Origin of the sequence: Pedobacter frigoris (genome assembly GCF_032678645.1) — a bacterium.
GTDB classification, from domain to species: Bacteria; Bacteroidota; Bacteroidia; order Sphingobacteriales; family Sphingobacteriaceae; genus Pedobacter; species Pedobacter frigoris_A.
Genome location: NZ_JAVTSP010000002.1, coordinates 803295 through 820649, shown reverse-complemented (window position 1 = coordinate 820649; position 17355 = coordinate 803295). Strand labels below are relative to the sequence as shown.

The window sequence follows — 17355 nt, the reverse complement described above, 5'->3', positions numbered from 1 at the left end:
TTACGATATCATAAGCAAAGATAGGCAAAACGAGATATTCTAATGAAGAAAAGATGGGTGCAAGCCGAAAAGGGCAATAAAGAAACGATTGAATCGCTTGCACAACAATTAAATATAGACAACAGCCTGGCTCAGGTACTGGTTCACAGGGGCATTTCTTCATTCGACCAGGCACGGGATTATTTTCGTCCGCAAATGGCCCATCTCCATGATCCTTTTTTGATGAAAGACATGGATAAGGCTATTCTCAGAATAGAGACTGCATTAAAAGACAATGAGAAGATCCTGATTTACGGTGACTACGATGTAGACGGCACAACCTCCGTAGCACTGGCGTATAGTTTTTTCAGGGGATTTACAACTGCAATTGAATACTACATTCCCGACCGTCATAAAGAAGGCTATGGAATTTCGGCTACAGGAATAGATTATGCCAAAGAAAATGGCTTTAGTCTCATCATTGCGCTTGACTGCGGAATAAAATCAAATGAGAAAATCGCCTATGCAAATACTTTAGGGATAGATTTCATCATCTGTGACCATCATTTGCCGGGAGAGGAACTTCCAATGGCTGTGGCTATACTTGACCCTAAACGCAGCGATTGTCCTTATCCATTTAAGGAACTTGCGGGTTGTGGTATTGGGTTTAAACTGGCACAAGCCTATTGCATACAAAACAATCTGCCCGCGGAAAGCTATGAGCAATACCTGGACCTGGTCATGGTCAGCATTGCTGCTGATATTGTTCCTGTTGAGGATGAGAACCGAATTCTGGCATATCACGGACTCGTTAAATTAAATACAAATCCTTGTATAGGCTTAAAGGCACTGATGGATATTTCCGGCAGGAATAAAGACTATAGCCTTACTGACGTAGTTTTTGCGCTGGCACCGAGAATTAATGCGGCGGGCAGAATGGATCATGCTAACCAGGCCGTAAAGATGCTGATCTGCGATGAAGACCTGCTGGCGCAGGAGCAAAGTTTGTTCATCAACCTTCAGAATACCGAAAGAAAAACATCAGATCAGAACATCACCGCCGAAGCGCTTGCATTGATAGATGACTGCGAGATCCTGATCAACAAAAAGACAACGGTGGTTTATCATGAGAGCTGGAATAAGGGTGTTATAGGGATCGTTGCTTCACGCCTTACTGAGAAATATTACAGACCTACGGTAGTTTTAACGGAGTCCAATGGACTATTGACGGGCTCTGCGCGTTCAGTCGCAGGGTTTGACCTCTATGAGGCGTTGCTTGGATGTGAAGACCTACTGGTACAATTTGGCGGACATAAATTTGCTGCCGGTCTGACCATAAAACCTGAAAACATCACTTCGTTCTCAGAGAGGTTTGAGCAGATTGTTGCATCAACCATTACTGACGATTTGCTTTGTCCGGAAATCAATATAGATACAGAGATAAATTTTAGTCAGATTACGAGTAAGTTTCAGCGGATCATAGCTCAAATGGCACCATTTGGACCCCACAATCCAGCGCCGGTTTTTGTTACCCATAATGTATCCATTGCAGGAAGGCCATATGTTGTTGGTACAAAACATTTAAAATTAAACTTAAAACAACAAAATTCCGTTATTTTTGAAAGCATTGGTTTCGGTCTTGCAGAATATGAAAACCTTTTACAACCAAACAGGCCTTTTTCTGTTTGTTATACCGTAGAAGAAAATGTCTGGAGAGACCAAAAGAAACTGCAGTTAAACATTAAAGCGATAAACATAGATAATTAATACACCTGGATGATATTAAGAGCGGAGAATCTGATAAAAAAATATAAACAGCGGACTGTTGTAAACGATGTTTCTTTTGATGTAAGTCAGGGTGAAATCGTTGGTTTACTCGGGCCTAACGGTGCAGGAAAGACCACCTCATTTTATATGATCGTAGGTCTAATTAAACCAAATGAAGGCAAGATTTTTTTAGACGAGGAAGAAATTACTACCGATCCTATGTACAGAAGGGCACAAAAAGGCATCGGATACCTGGCTCAGGAGGCTTCAGTTTTCAGAAAGCTTTCTGTTGAGGACAACATCATGGCCATTCTGGAAATGACCAAGATGAGCAAAGAAGAGCGTCATGAGAAACTGGAGGAGTTGATTAACGAGTTCAGCTTACATAAGGTTAGAAAAAATCGTGGCGATCTGCTTTCAGGAGGTGAAAGAAGACGGACAGAAATAGCCCGGGCACTGGCCGCCAGTCCTAACTTCATTTTACTTGATGAACCATTTGCAGGGGTTGACCCAATTGCGGTGGAAGAGATCCAAACAATAGTTGCCAAGTTGAAACAAAAGAACATAGGCATCCTGATTACCGACCACAACGTACAGGAAACATTATCTATTACAGACAGGGCCTATCTTTTATTTGAAGGTAAGATCCTGGAATCCGGCACTCCGGAAGTGCTGGCAGCAAACGAAATGGTTAGACGGGTTTACCTCGGATCAAACTTCGTACTTCGTAGTAAAAACTTATAATTCACCTTAGATCGACTCATGGCATTTGTAAATTCAATCTTTACCTGGTATATGAAAAAGCGCGTTCACCAGATCGAGCTATTCATGAAATACCCGAATGATGTACAAGAAGAATGGTTCCAGAAACTGATCTCAAGTGCAGAAGATACGGAATGGGGTGAAAAATACAATTACAGGTCCATCGAGACCGTAAGGCAGTTTAAAGAAAGCGTACCAATTCAAAATTACGATACTCTAAAACCTTATATAGAGCGCATGCTCAAAGGAGAGCAAAACATACTCTGGTCTTCAGAGATCAAATGGTTTGCAAAATCATCGGGCACTACGAATGACAGGAGTAAATTCATTCCTGTGTCAGAAGAGTCTTTACAGGAATGTCATTTCAAAGGCGGGAAGGATATGCTTTCTATTTTCTGCAACAACAGACCTGAAAATCAGATCCTGACAGGAAAAGGCCTGGTACTTGGGGGAAGCCATCAGATCAACCAGCTGAATGAAGACTCTTTTTATGGTGATCTTTCCGCAGTGTTGATTAAAAACCTGCCGATGTGGGCAGAATATTACCGTACACCCAACATATCAATTGCCTTGATGGACAATTACGAAGAGAAGATGGAGAAAATGGCGGAAGCTACCATTAAGGAAAACGTAACCAACATTGCAGGAGTTCCAACTTGGACAATTGTACTGGCAAAAAAGGTGCTGGAAATGACGGGTAAGAAGCACCTCTTAGAAGTCTGGCCGAACCTGGAGCTTTACATCCATGGGGCTGTAAATTTTAAGCCTTACAGAGAGCAGTTTAAAGAACTCATCCCATGTGACGATATGTATTACCTGGAGACTTACAATGCATCTGAAGGCTTCTTTGGCATACAGGATGAGGTAAATTCAGATGAGATGCTGTTGATGCTGGATTATGGGATTTACTATGAGTTTCTTCCGATTGAAAAGATGGAAGATGAAAATCCTGATACGCTTTCGCTCGATCAGGTAGAATTAAATAAGAATTACGCCATTATCATTTCTACGAACGGTGGTCTGTGGCGGTATATGATTGGAGATACTGTTCAGTTTACCTGTCTGTCTCCTTATCGGATAAAAATAACCGGCAGGACCAAGCATTTCATCAATGCCTTTGGGGAAGAAGTCATCATAGATAATGCTGAGCAGGCCATCTGCAGAGCATGCGACGCTACAGGGGCAGTTTTTAAGGATTATACGGCATGTCCTATTTACTTTAAAGGTGAAGAAGTAGGTGGCCATGAATGGATCATTGAGTTTGACCAGCAGCCTAATAACTTTGAGAGGTTCGTAGACGTGCTGGATGAGACATTAAGGGAAGTCAATTCTGACTATGATGCCAAGAGATTTAAGGATATGGCCCTTAGAAGGCCGAAAGTGCACAATGCACCAAGCAACACTTTCTACAATTGGCTGAAGGCAAAAGGTAAACTTGGAGGGCAGCATAAGGTACCGCGCCTGTCTAATGACAGAAAATATGTAGAAGAAATTTTGCCTTTATTGAGTTGATATGATCCGCTAATTTCAGCCAATATATTTTTACTGAACTTCATGGCTATCCAATATTTTTTCATTAAATTTAAATAGCTAATTCTTAAACGCTTATGAAGACAGTACAACAAATACTTGGCACCAAGCCTTCTAATATTTTTTCTGTATCAGAAAATTCATCTGTTTTAGAAGCACTTCAGTTAATGATGGAAAAAAACATAAGCGCCCTGTTGATTCTGGAGGGGTCTGAATTGCGTGGAATTTTTACGGAGAGAGATTATGCAAGAAAGATCATTTTGCATGGTAAATCTTCTGCAGAGACTTCAATTAAAGAAGTTATGACTGCAAATCCCATTACGGTATTGCCGGCCGACAGCATAGACTTGTGTATGGAAATCATGACTGAAAAACACATTCGACACTTACCTGTTATGCAGGACAATGTAGTACAGGGAATGGTATCAATCGGAGATGTGGTAAAATTCATCATTGCTGATCAGAAACTAACCATATCTCAACTGGAAAATTACATCAGCAGTTAAATAAAAAGCCCCGGCTTTACAGCCAGGGCTCTTAATTTTACCTACTTACCAGATCTTAACCCTTTTGTCTGGTGCCAGATACAAAGAGTCTGTTGGTTTTACATTAAATGCGGTATAAAATTCAGGGATATTTCTCACTACCCCATTTACCCTGAACATTGCAGGAGAGTGAGGATCAGTACCTACCTGTGTCCTTAAAGCCTCATCAGTGGATTTACTCAACCAGGCCTGTGCCCATCCAATAAATACGCGCTGCTCACCGGTGAAGCCATCCATTTTTGGTGATGGTTTGCCCGCCAGACTTGTTTTATAAGCTTTAATCGCAATACTTAAACCGCCAAGGTCTCCAATATTTTCTCCCAGTGTGAAATCTCCGTTTACATTCAGGTCGGGAAATACTTTGAAACTGCTGTATTGGGCTATAAGTGCATTGGTGCGTTTTTTAAATTCACTCATGTCATTAGCCGTCCACCAATTGCGCATTACCCCATTTCCGTCGAAGGTACTTCCCTGATCATCAAAACCATGACCAATCTCATGCCCTATTACAGCGCCAATTCCTCCGTAGTTCACAGCATCTTCTGCATTCATATCAAAAAATGGCGGTTGCAAAATTGCAGCAGGAAACACAATTTCATTCATCGGGGGATTATAATAAGCATTTACCGTTTGAGGTGTCATCCCCCATTCTGTACGATCCACCGGTTTACCAAGTTTGTTTATGGTACGGTTATATTCGAATTCCGCAGCACGCTGCATGTTTCCAAAAAGATCATTTTTAATAATCTTAAGCGAGCTGTAATCTCTCCATTTATCAGGATATCCAATTTTAGGTGTGAATTTATTGATTTTATCCAGCGCCTGTTTTTTGGTTTCAGGACTCATCCAGTCTAATGTTTTGATACTGGCTTCATAGGCTTTCAGCAAATTGCCTACAAGCTGCAACATCCTCTCCTTTGCTTCCGGTGAAAAATGTTTCTCTACATACAGCTTACCAACCATCTCTCCCAAATTGCTGTTCACTACATCAACCGCCCTGCGCCATTGGGGCTTTTGTTCTTTTACACCATTTAATGTCTTTGAATAGAAATTAAAATTCTCCTGATCAAGAGCAGAATTCAAAACAGAAGCAGATCCGGTTACGGCACTCCATTTCAAATAGGTCTTCCAGGTAGTCAGGGGAGTATTCTTAATAATTGCATTGAGGTCCTTTGTATAAGCCACCTGAGTAACTACCAGGCTATCTGAATTTTTAATGCCCGCTTCAGACAACAAAGTGTTCCAATCAAAATCAGGGGTGAGATTTTTTAAGTCCTTAACTGCATACTTATTATATAAACCTGCAATATTTCTGGTTTCTTCCTTTTTCATTTGCTTGGATGCCAGCAATGTTTCGAGGGCCATGATCTGTGCAGCATTTGCCTTTGCATCCGGAATACCTGCCAGTCCCAACATGGTCTCGATGTGTGCTACATATTTAGTTCTGATTTCGGCAGATTTAGCATCTTTAAGGGAATAATATTCCCTGTCTGGCAATCCTAAACCTCCCTGCCAGGTCAATAACATATAACGCTTTGGATCTTTAAAATCCTCACTGACACTGACATTAAAAGGTATCTTATAACCTACTTTATTCGCATGCGCAAAATAAGCGGTCAAGTCCTTTGCCGAAGCAATGGCATCAATTTTTTTAAACTCTTCATTTAAAGGAGCAAGGCCTATAGAATCACGAACTTTGGTGTTTAAATAAGAATCATAAAAATCACCAATTTTTTGTTCTTCAGAACCATCTTTGCCCCCACTCTTCGTGGCATTTTCAATAATGGCCTTCACATCTTCCTGCGCCTTATCATTGATCATCGCCATCACACCATACCTTGATTTGTCTGAAGGCATCTTGGTGTTTTTCATCCATGTTCCATTTACATAATCAGTAAAGTTATTGCCGGGAACAACTGTGGTATCCATATTTTTTAATATGATACCTGAATGCAGATCCGTCTGTTTATTTGGATTATTGCAAGCTGCAAATATCAATACAGCACTAGCAACAACAGGGATCCTAAATGGATTTCTAGTTTTTTTCATTGTGAATTTTAGGTTAGTGTTTAGTCAAACTTAGATAAATCTGAGCAAGCATTTACGATGATCTTTAAAAAGAATAAAAAATTTACACATAAAATGCATTAGAAAAGAAGATAATCCCTGTTTAATATTGTCTTAATATTAGGCAGTTAACTTTATTGTGATCACCAAAAGCTATAAGATTATGATCAGCACCAAAATCCTTTACTCTGCTGTATTCAAAACGGAACAGATTGATGACCTTCATAAATTCCAGCCGCTACCGCTGCCTACAGGAAATTATCCTTACAGATTAACATTAGAAGAACCTGAAGAAAGTTCAACCAAGAAGCTTGTTTTTCATATGGTCGGCGATACGGGTGGGGTTAAATCTGCAGATACGCAGCAAAGATTGGCAGATCAACTGACCCATCAATTTAAAAATTCTTTAACCACAAGTGATGAGCCTGCATTCTTATATCACCTCGGTGATATTGTTTATCATTATGGTGAAGCCCAGCAGTATGATGCACAATTCTTAAAACCTTTTGAGGTATATCCGGGTCCAATTTATGCGATTGCGGGAAATCACGACACGGACATTAATCCCGATGCAGACGAGAATTATGATAGTCTCGAGGCCTTTTATACCGCCTTTTGCAATGCGGTTCCCCGGACAATACATTTTGGAGAAAATCGCATTAGAAAAAGCCAGACACAGCCCCATGTTTACTGGACAATGCAAACGCCTCTGGCCACTATTATCGGACTGCATACAAATGTCCCCAAATATGGCCACATAACCCGGGAGCAAAAAAACTGGTTCATCAAGGAATTGCAGCATACGGCTACTGAGCACCCTGAAAAAGCAATCATCATCTGTATGCACCATGCACCATATTCAGCAGACATCAACCATGGTTCAAGTATACCGATGATTCAATTTCTTGAAGAATGTTTTACAGCCGCAGGTGTAAAACCTGATGTTGTATTTAGTGGTCATGTACACAATTATCAAAGATTCAGCAAAACATATAAAGATGGAAAAACCGTTCCCTTTATTGTAGCTGGTGCGGGAGGTTTTGAAGAGTTACATCAGCTGGCAGATCCATATGACAGCATGTATGAAACTGACAATAAACTACTGGAGAATGTCCAACTCATAAACTATTGCGACGACCGTCATGGATTTCTAAAAATAGCGATCGAAAAAACACCTTTTTGTTTTAAAATAAAAGGTGAATACTATACAGTGCCCTTTGAAAATTTCGGATCTGCAGAACTATTTGACCATTTTGTGATTGACCTTACCGGAAGGTAAAGAGAATTGACAAAAATGTTAAATTTATGACTTTCATCAAGGAAATCAATTATTGATTAAAAGCTAACTTTGTTGTTATTAATCAACTAATAAGATGACCGAGTTTGACAAACAAATATCTGTTATTGCATTATTCAGCATTGTCATTGCATTAACATTCGTGGAGATGTATTATAGTTATGTCCATAATAAGAAGCATTATAAAGGACGCGACACACTCACGAATGTTTACCTTATGGCAAGTGCTTTCGTGATAAATATCCTGACCAAAGCGGGAACATTTATGCTTCTTCAGTATTTTTATGTTCACTACAGGGTATTTCAAATATCTAATACTTTTGCATACTGGATTGTACTTATCCTTGCACAAGACTTTCTATACTGGCTATTACATTATACGGGACATTATGTAAGATTATTCTGGGCAATGCATGTGACACATCATTCTTCAGAACATTTTAACCTTACGACAGGATTCCGGTCGACAGTTTTTGAGCCTCTTTACAGGGTATTCTTTTACCTGCCCCTTGCCCTAATCGGCTTTGATGCATTTGACATCTTATTTGCCTACCTTATTACACAGATCTACGGGAACATGGTCCATACGCAAATCGTAGGCAAGCTCCACCCCATATTTGAGTACATTTTTGTTACCCCCTCACACCACAGGGTTCATCATGCCAGTAATTTAAGGTATCTGGACAAAAATATGGGCATGGTTTTGATAGTTTGGGACCGTATATTCGGAACTTTCCAGGAAGAAATTCCTGAAGAAGAAATCAGATACGGGCTTACAAAACAACCTGAAGATACAGGAGCGGTAAACATTATCTTTCATGAATTTATCGCGTTATATCATGATGTGAAAAAGGCTCAAAAGTTCAGCGACAAACTAAAATATATATTTTATCCGCCGGGATGGAGCCATGACGGGAGTACACAAACCGCAAAAGTAATGCAACAAGAGCTTATGCAACAGGCTCAAAATACCTTTTCACCTCATCAGTAGCGAGCAGGAACTGACTGGACAGTTCTTCATTAACTATACCATTCTCTTCCTGAAAATTCTGCTGAAACGACGGCAATGAGAAGTGAGTAAGGATGTTTGCTCCCATCTTTGGAAACCGGGATAATGCTGCAGCCATTACATTTCCTCCTCCAAAGCCACCGGGAGAGGTGCTCATTAAAAATACAGGCTTATCCTGAAACACTTTTCCGTTAATCCTGGAACACCAGTCGAGCGTATTCTTAAAAGCCGTGCTGTAACTTCCATTGTGTTCAGCCAGAGAAAGTATGATCAGATCAGCAGTCTCAATCAATGATAACAACTGATAGGCATATTCCGGATAGCCGTCATTCTTTTCTTTATCCACAGAAAATACCGGCATTTCAAAATCATTAAGATCCAGGAAAGTAACGTCATTATCTGGAAAAAAATTAAGTGAATGGCGAACGAGTTTACGATTGATGGATTGACTGCTTGTACTTCCGGCAAATGCGAGGATTTTCATATATACTTTATCTTACGTTTTTAGACTGTGGAGGCAGGGGCACAAATTCCGTTTCGCCCGGCACGGGTTTAAAAGTTTGTTCAACCCACATTGTTTTAGCCTCCTCAATGCGTTCCCTGCTAGAGGCCACAAAGTTCCAGTAGATAAATCTCTCTTCCGGAAAAGCTTCCCCGCCAAATATGTAAATGGTAGTATTTTCCTGCATTTCAAACTCACATAGTTTACTGTCTTTTGCAATGAGGATCTGTTTAGGGCCAAAGGTATGTTCCTCACTATTTATAGCGCCTTCTAAAATATACAATGCACTTTCTCCAAATAGATCATCTCCTATTCTAATGGTTTGTGCAGCCTTGGATTTTAATTCTAAAAGGTACAGTTTACTGTAAACAGGTACGGGCGACTGATGTCCCATTACTTCTCCTGCTATCAATTTAAAACTGACACCTTCTTTTTCCCAGACAGGCATGGCATTTTCATCGAAATGAAAGAATTCAGGCTCCATTTCTTCAAGGTGCCTAGGTAATGCTACCCAGATCTGCAAGCCGTGCATCATTTTAGTAGAGTGCCTCAAATAAGCTGGTGTTCTTTCAGAATGAACAATGCCCTTTCCTGCTGTCATCCAGTTCACCTGTCCCGGTTTAATTTCTACCTCAGTACCGAGACTATCCTTGTGCATGATCGATCCTTCAAAAAGATAGGTTAGCGTAGAAAGACCGATATGCGGATGCGGGGGTACATCAAAATTCTCATGATCATTTAAAGATACCGGTCCCATATGGTCAATGAAAGCAAAGGGCCCCACCATTCTTTTTTCGCGGAATGGCAATAACCTTCCCACCATAAAATTCCCAATATTACTTGGCCTTTCTTCTATAATCAGCTGAATATTTGACATGATGATTGTATTAGGATGAATCTAATGGTGAATTTACATGATTTGCATTAGCATTACAAGAACTGAATATTAAAAAAGCCCTTCAATAAAAATTGAAGGGCTTTTTTTGTTGTTAAAGTTTACTATTTATCCCACCATACTCTGCCTGTCAGCTTATCACCACCGGGTACAGCTGATGAGGCAGCCTGATAATTGACACCATTGTTTGCGGCTTCTTCAGAAGGATATGGAAATCTCCTCGGTATGGTTCCTCCCGTTGCATTTCCTGGATAAACTACAGGCACAAGTACAGGAAAACCACTCCTGCGCCAGTTGGCCCAGGTCTCATAAAAATCAAGCAAAGTATTCGTATGTAACCAATATTGTGTGTTGATCATCTGCAGGCCATTGGCTGCGTTATAAGGGTTGGCACTGGCGAAAGTTTCCGCTACTCCATCAGAAACAGCCATTAAAGGATCGTATTTTCCAAGACAGGTAATTGATGCTTTTAATGCTGCTTTATAGTGATCTGCAGCAGAACCCGCAATGCCCCATCTTTGAGCAGCTTCTGCCAGTAAGAATTCTCCTTCAGAAAAACTCAGGATGAAAGTAATCCCATTTCTCTTGATCATACCAGGATTCGGCGAAGAATAGTCAGCAATACTGGTATAAGAAGCATCCTGTCTGATGTCCCTTCCCGCAATTCCGCTTAAGTCCTTTCCATTGGGCATTCCTTTTTGAACCGCAGCAGTTGTTACATAGGCCGCATTCTGATCTTTTCCTGATTCTACTAGATAAAGCTGCGTTACGGCTACTTTTTCTAACCGGGGATCACCGGCATTTTTTAGCAGATCGATAAATGTTTTAGACCATTTGGTATAGTAGTTCTCCTGTCCGCCATCTCCAAGTAATACCTGGCTATTTCTATTCTGAGTTACCCTAGCACCTGAAACGTCATGAGCTATAGTGGCGTTGTCACCATTATCGATCATGGTCTTACCGATTGCTTTCTGTACATAGGTTTTCGCCAAGTTCTCGTCAGCCTTAGTCAACCTCATTGCCAGTCGTACCAGCAAGGTACTGCCAAAGCGCTTCCATTTTGCGATGTCACCACCGTAAATTACGTCTCCGGTAACTTTATCCCCATTTGCGTTTAAGGCATTGGTTGCTTCATCAACCTCCTTAAGCAAGTCTGTATAAATTTCTTGCTGCCTGTCGTATTTTGGCGTAAAGATACTCTTGTAGAATCCCTGACCAGCTTCAGAATAAGGGACATCCCCATATAAATCGGTGATACGGGCAAAGACCAAAGCCTTCCAGATACGTGCTACCTGGTGAACATTAGCATATTTAGCACTTCCTTTTGTAAATTCTACAACATCTACTATAGGTCTCACCTGTTCGATATAAGCACCCACTGCACTATTGCCCCAATATGCTGCAGTATATCCTTCATTAAGAAAATATTTATCACCGGCCCAGTAACTCACTACGGTCGACAATCCCTGCATCATGGTTGATGCGTAAATCAAATTTCCGCGCCAGGTATCATATGCAAAATCTATACTGCCGGTATAAGTTAGCTGTGATGTTGTTAAAGTGTAATTCGGGTCGAAGTTAGTTGGCCCGTATGCTACAGGATTGGTATTGATATTTTTAAAATCCTTGGTACAACCAAAGGCAATTAAAATGCCCGTAAGAATTATCAGGCTATATTTATTGAATATATTCGTTTTCATCGTTCTTTCTTTAAATAATTAAAACTTAACACTTAGGTTTAAACCAAAAGTTCTCACCGGAGGAACACCTCCAAGCTCTAAACCCGGGAATGTTGCATTGTAACTTGATTCCGGATCGATGTTATCTGTTTTCTTCATCAGGATAAACAGGTTTCGGCCAACCACACTTACATTCAGACTTTTGATTTTGTTGTTGAACATTTTAGCCGGGAAGTTGTATCCCAGTGTCAATTGTCTGAATTTGATGAAACTTGCGTCCTGAACAAATTTATGAGAGGCATTGTCGGCGGTATTTTCGTAAAATTTAGCTGCAGTAGTACCTAAAGCATCACGATTCTCAAGAGTTGCTTTATGCAAACCAAATATATAGCCGTAATAATCAGTAGCTGAAAAGACCTTACCTCCCCATTTACCATCTATAAGAAATGAAAGATTTACGCCCTTATAAGTAAACTCGTTGTTCCAGCCTGCAAACCATTTATTGTAGGCTGAGCCATATGGTTTTAAAACCCCTCTCTCTGGGGCGCCCAACGCATTTTTTAGAATAGCTCCGTTGGCATCGTATTTAAAATCATAGGCCATCACCTGGGCTGCTGCCATTCCCGGAATGTTTTGCAGGTAACCTACCCCCGTGCGTGAAGTTGCCAATAACTGAGAGGTAATTCCTTTAGCCAATGAGAGGATGGTATTCTCATTATAAGTTCCATTAAGGGAAGAAGTCCAGTTGAAGTCGTCATTTTTTATGACAACCCCCGAGATTAAAGCCTCAACCCCTTTATTTTCGATTTCCCCAGAATTGAGTACAGCCCCGCTATATCCTGTGGTACTACTTGTTGTTATGGTAGAAATTTCATCCTTAGAGTGCTTTTTATACCAGGTCACATCAAGATTAAGACGATCACCAAAGAACCGCAATTCAGTACCTATTTCCAGCTCGGTAGCTTTAGAAGCTTTCAGACTTGGATTGGGAATACTTGGGTTACTGATGACCCCCAATGGGTTACCATTTAAGGTTTCACTTCTGAAGCCATAAGTAAGCAGGGTTTGGTATGGACCGGTTGCCTGACCAACAATGGCATATCCGGCTCTTAACTTACCAAAGCTTAAAAAGCTTGGCTTATAAAGTTCCGAAAACACAAATGACCCACTCACGGAAGGGTAGAAAACACTCAGTTTATTGTCTTTTCCAGGAGTGGCCAGCGTAGAAAACCAATCGCTCCTACCGCTACCGGTCAGGTATAAAATATCCCTGTACGAAAGCTCCAGGGTACCATAGACAGATTGAGTCTCAAATTCCGTTTCTGAGTAATCAACAGACTTATTTTTTGCATTGAGGATATTGTAAATACCAAATACTGCAAAATCAGTCCCATTATTTGTAGTCTGGTTGATACGCGTATTTCTATAACTTGCACCAACATTTGGGGTGATGGTGAAATCATCCTGTATGGTAAATGATTTACCAAGCAAGACATCGGTGCTGACATCTGCAAATTTGGTCTTTTGTTCGGCTATTTTTCCCGGCGCATAATAAGCGGTACCTGAAGGGACTACATTGGTGTAACTATCATTGTAAGCGTCCCTTCCAGCGCGCCCCTGCAAGAACAGGCCATTATCGAAAATGTACTTTCCACTGAAGCTACTGATAGAGCGCTCGCGTTTGGTATTATTTTTAAATTCATTTGCCGCAAACCAGGGATTTGTAGCATAAGCATTTCCCTTATTGTACTGGATTTCGTTTCCATTTGCATCTTTCCATGGTTTCAGCGCTTTAACATCGATACTGGTAGGTAAAAACACCACGTTATAGTTGGCATTACCTGCTCCATCAGAAAGCATCGGACGATTTTTTGCCTGTTCCAGAATGTAATTCGTACGTGCATCGATCGTAAGGCGTTTTATTGGTTCAAATGTACCGACTAAATTGAATGACTGCCTGTTCAAACCAGAGTTTGGCACTACAGAGTTATTATGTACATCATTGGCAGAGAAACGAATAGTCCCGCCTTCAAATGTCTTATTTAACGCAATGGTATTTGACCAGGTTCCGCCACTACGATAAAAATCTTCAATATTGTTTTTCTGCGCCGAATAAGGCCTTGCTACACCATCAAACTGAATTACATTACTTCCATCCAGTTTGGCACCCCAGCTGGATCCTCCGACCTGTGCTGCAGCTGCCGCATCAGCGGATTTTACTCCATTGGCACCTTGTCCATAAACATATTGCCAATCCGTTCTATCCATCACCTGTTCTACAACATAGTTGCTGTTGAAATCTATGCTATTTCCCTTTCCGCTTTTAGTTGTGATCAAAATAACACCTGCTTTGGCTCTTGAACCATACAATGCAGAAGCCGCTGCTCCTTTAAGCACAGAAATGCTTTCGATATCATCAGGGTTTAAATTTCCAACTGCATCTCCCAAATCCGGAGCATTGTCCCATTGACTACCTTTATTCCCGTTGGGATTAAGATTGTTGAGTCCCGTTGGGGTATTTTCCATTGGGATACCATTGATTACATATAAGGGCTGATTGGTTTGGCTCAAACTGGACACACCACGGATGAGCACACTGGTAGCAGCACCGGCACCGCCTGAAGTTGAACTGATATCTAAACCGGCTACCTTGCCGACAAGAGAGTTGGCTACGTTGTTTTCTCTGGCCTGGGTCAAAGACTCGCCTTGTACCTGAGACACCGAATATCCCAGCGCCCGGCGTTCCTTTTTGATACCCAAAGCGGTGACAACTACTTCATTTAATAACTTGGTATCTTCCAAAAGGACAATTTCGATATCCGTTTTATTGTCGACCGCAACCTCCTTAGTTTGAAATCCTGCGTAGGAAATGACAAGAGTAGCTCCTGTGGGAACTGAGATAGAAAACCGTCCATTGATGTCTGTAGACGATCCGGCCCCCGAACCTTTTACCCTGACTGAGGCTCCTGGTAATGGTCCGCCGGCATTATCTTTTACCGTACCGGTAATCTTAGTATCTTTTCTCCTGCTGATCACAATCAATCCTTCTTTTGAGATCGAATATTTCAGATTGGTATTGCTGAAGATTGCAGCGAGTACGTCTGTTACTAACGTGTTTTTCACAGACAATGTAACATCTTTATTCACAGGGACATTTGCCGAACTGTAAACGAAATGATAATCACTCTGCTCTTCAATAATTTTCAAGACCTTACTCAGCTTGGTTTTGGTCACGTCAAGACTGATCTTTTGCTGGGAAAAGACCGATGCCGAGACATTGAGGCAGGTTATAAAAATTATGATACACGTTAATTTCATTAAAATAATGAATTTTAAGAACGCCCTGGAATCAAGGCGCGCTTGCAGTAAGTAATAATTAATCATATTTTTGTTTTTTTGGTTGCTATAGTATTTGGCAGCAATCTGTTTGCGCATAAAACTGCCATTGCTTGATATCAAAAAAATTATTGGGGCGGTGCGTCAACACCGTCCCTTTGTTATTTTGATATGGTAATCTGTTTTCCTTTTATTTCATAGTTAAAATGTTCTGCTGTTTGTAATGCGGTTAAAGCCTGTTCAATATTTTCTACAGGAAAAGATGCCGTAAAACGGTATCTCTCCACTTCTTTATTGGTAAATTTAATTTGTACGTCGTACCAGCGTTCCAATACTCCCTTAACTTCTGCAAAACTCTGATCTGAAATTTCGAGCCGGTCTTGTGTCCAGGCAACTTCAGCGATGACGCTATCATTTACTTTGGTGTAATGGTTGATGGTAATTTCCGGCAATTGTGTTTTTGCTTTTACGGATTTATTTGTTTGGACCGGCGACTCCAGGTCCTTATAAAATGTTACCTTTTGACTTGGCCTTAAAGTAATAGAGCTGCCTTTACTACCCTTACCTTCCATCACAATAAGTCCTTTAATTAAAGTTGCTTCCGATGTAGGTTCATCAGGATAAATTTTCACATTAAAAGAGGTTCCCAATACATTGATATCAAAATCTTCAGTATGAACTTTAAAAGGCTTGTCCTTTTGATGCCTCACATCAAAAAAAGCTTCACCTACCAAGTTTACCTCACGGGTTTTTTCGTTAAACCCTTTGATAATGGACAGTGAGCTTTTGGCATTCAGGAAAATTACAGAGCCATCTTTAAGCCTGATCTTTTTGCGTTCGCCAGCCTTTGTCGTAAAGTTGCTGACCATACTTTGTTTGACACCTTCCTTATTCCCTGCTCTAAAGTAAAAAAAGGAGACACCAGCCAGCAGTAATATAGCCGCTGCAATTTTCAACCAGTTATATTTCCTTTGGAATGGGACAATATTGTTTTTGTGTTCAATGTTTTCTTTTAATACTTCAACCTGCAGATTCAATGGCTTTTTATTTCCGCTCAGGATGACATACAACCGTCTGGCTTCTGCTATTATAGCTTGTTGTTCAGGATGAGTTTCAATATAATTCTCCCAATAGGTTACACAGAGTTTATCTGTTCCCGCACAGTAAAGCTGAAAAGTATTATCTACTAAAAAGTCTTCGACATTGAAAAGACTACGATCAATCATAATATTTATGCTTTTATAAATACAGTGCCTGAAAAGTTCACTTTTTCCTAAGGAAATTTTACTTTTTTTATTTTTCTACATAAAAAAAGAAGCTGACGGGATTTTTATAAGCAAATGACATGCGGGATAGGAAGGAAACGACAGATCTAATCTTTGAGTTCTTTTCTCAATATTTTAAGGGCATCATAAACTGTATTATAAGCAGTTTTGATGGTTTGCTGGGTCTGTTCTGCAATCTGCTCATAACTTAATCCGTCAAAAAACTTCAAATGGATGAGTTGCTTTTGTCTGAAGGTGAGTTTCTCAAGAGCTGTTTTCAATTTATACCTGACCAGTTCATCGGTCTGCACTTTAACAATGAATTCCTCATAGGACATTTCCATCCACTCTCCTTCCGAACCTGCATTTTGTAAAGCATCGTTGATCTTCTTTTTACGCTCGAGCAGTCGAAGTATTTTGCGTTTTAAAAAAGTACGCAGGTAGGCTGGTACATTGTCAACCCTGTTTAGTTGTTCATGTTTTTCCCAAATGGTAACAAATACCTGATCTGTAGCCTCTCCTGCCGTCTCTGCATCTCCGCAAACACGGATACCAAAGTTCACTAGTTCATAGTACAGCGCTTTGTAAAGGTCAAAGAATGCATTATTATCACCGGAACGGATGCGTTCCCACAATAAATGGTGCACAAGTTTATCGTCCATTTGGTTAGTTTAGGTTGTGGCGTTAGGTTATAACAATGTTAAGAAAATGAATTGAATTTT

The 17355-nt window shown here is 40.5% G+C and carries 13 protein-coding genes; 6 read left to right on the top strand and 7 right to left on the bottom strand.

Annotated features, from left to right (window positions below; all coding sequences use genetic code 11):
- Positions 1–42: 42 nt before the first annotated feature.
- From recJ to R2Q78_RS09800, 4 genes are all read left to right on the top strand, one after another.
- Complete coding sequence (recJ, locus tag R2Q78_RS09815; RefSeq protein ID WP_316791277.1) at positions 43–1746, top strand: single-stranded-DNA-specific exonuclease RecJ; 1704 nt, start codon at positions 43–45, stop codon at positions 1744–1746.
- 9 nt (positions 1747–1755) lie between these two features.
- On the top strand, positions 1756–2490 hold the full coding sequence (gene lptB / locus R2Q78_RS09810) for an LPS export ABC transporter ATP-binding protein (protein WP_316791275.1): 735 nt from the start codon (positions 1756–1758) through the stop codon (positions 2488–2490).
- An 18-nt stretch (positions 2491–2508) separates the two neighbouring features.
- Positions 2509–4020: a GH3 auxin-responsive promoter family protein gene (locus R2Q78_RS09805; RefSeq protein ID WP_316791274.1), complete on the top strand. Its 1512-nt coding sequence runs from the start codon at positions 2509–2511 to the stop codon at positions 4018–4020.
- A 95-nt stretch (positions 4021–4115) separates the two neighbouring features.
- Entirely contained in the window at positions 4116–4544 is a 429-nt protein-coding gene (locus tag R2Q78_RS09800; protein WP_316791272.1) for a CBS domain-containing protein, read from the top strand.
- A gap of 45 nt (positions 4545–4589) precedes the next feature.
- Here R2Q78_RS09800 and R2Q78_RS09795 read toward each other — a convergent pair whose 3' ends face one another.
- The gene (locus R2Q78_RS09795) at positions 4590–6632 is read right to left on the bottom strand and encodes a M13 family metallopeptidase (RefSeq protein WP_316791270.1); all 2043 of its coding nucleotides are present in this window, start codon (positions 6630–6632) and stop codon (positions 4590–4592) included.
- A 181-nt stretch (positions 6633–6813) separates the two neighbouring features.
- Here R2Q78_RS09795 and R2Q78_RS09790 point away from each other — a divergent pair, with 181 nt between their 5' ends.
- Positions 6814–7929 carry a metallophosphoesterase family protein gene (locus R2Q78_RS09790; RefSeq protein ID WP_316791268.1) on the top strand — a complete coding sequence of 372 codons (1116 nt, stop codon included), beginning with the start codon at positions 6814–6816 and terminating at the stop codon, positions 7927–7929.
- A gap of 94 nt (positions 7930–8023) precedes the next feature.
- Complete coding sequence (locus R2Q78_RS09785) at positions 8024–8938, top strand: sterol desaturase family protein (protein WP_316791267.1); 915 nt, start codon at positions 8024–8026, stop codon at positions 8936–8938.
- Here R2Q78_RS09785 and R2Q78_RS09780 read toward each other — a convergent pair.
- The 6 genes from R2Q78_RS09780 to R2Q78_RS09755 form a co-directional block, all read right to left on the bottom strand.
- Positions 8898–9440 (bottom strand): NAD(P)H-dependent oxidoreductase, encoded by a 543-nt coding sequence (locus tag R2Q78_RS09780; protein ID WP_316791266.1) that lies wholly within the window; start codon positions 9438–9440, stop codon positions 8898–8900. The two genes, R2Q78_RS09785 and R2Q78_RS09780, sit on opposite strands and share 41 nt — an antisense overlap.
- Before the next feature lie 7 nt (positions 9441–9447).
- A complete protein-coding gene (locus R2Q78_RS09775) occupies positions 9448–10335 on the bottom strand; it encodes a pirin family protein (RefSeq protein WP_316791264.1) in 888 nt (295 codons plus the stop codon).
- 122 nt (positions 10336–10457) lie between these two features.
- On the bottom strand, positions 10458–12053 hold the full coding sequence (locus R2Q78_RS09770) for a SusD/RagB family nutrient-binding outer membrane lipoprotein (protein ID WP_316791262.1): 1596 nt from the start codon (positions 12051–12053) through the stop codon (positions 10458–10460).
- Positions 12054–12071: 18 nt separating this feature from the next.
- The gene (locus tag R2Q78_RS09765; protein ID WP_316791261.1) at positions 12072–15350 is read right to left on the bottom strand and encodes a SusC/RagA family TonB-linked outer membrane protein; all 3279 of its coding nucleotides are present in this window, start codon (positions 15348–15350) and stop codon (positions 12072–12074) included.
- Positions 15351–15529: 179 nt separating this feature from the next.
- A complete protein-coding gene (locus R2Q78_RS09760; RefSeq protein ID WP_316791258.1) occupies positions 15530–16594 on the bottom strand; it encodes a FecR family protein in 1065 nt (354 codons plus the stop codon).
- 146 nt (positions 16595–16740) lie between these two features.
- Entirely contained in the window at positions 16741–17295 is a 555-nt protein-coding gene (locus tag R2Q78_RS09755; protein WP_316791256.1) for an RNA polymerase sigma factor, read from the bottom strand.
- Positions 17296–17355 lie beyond the last annotated feature (60 nt).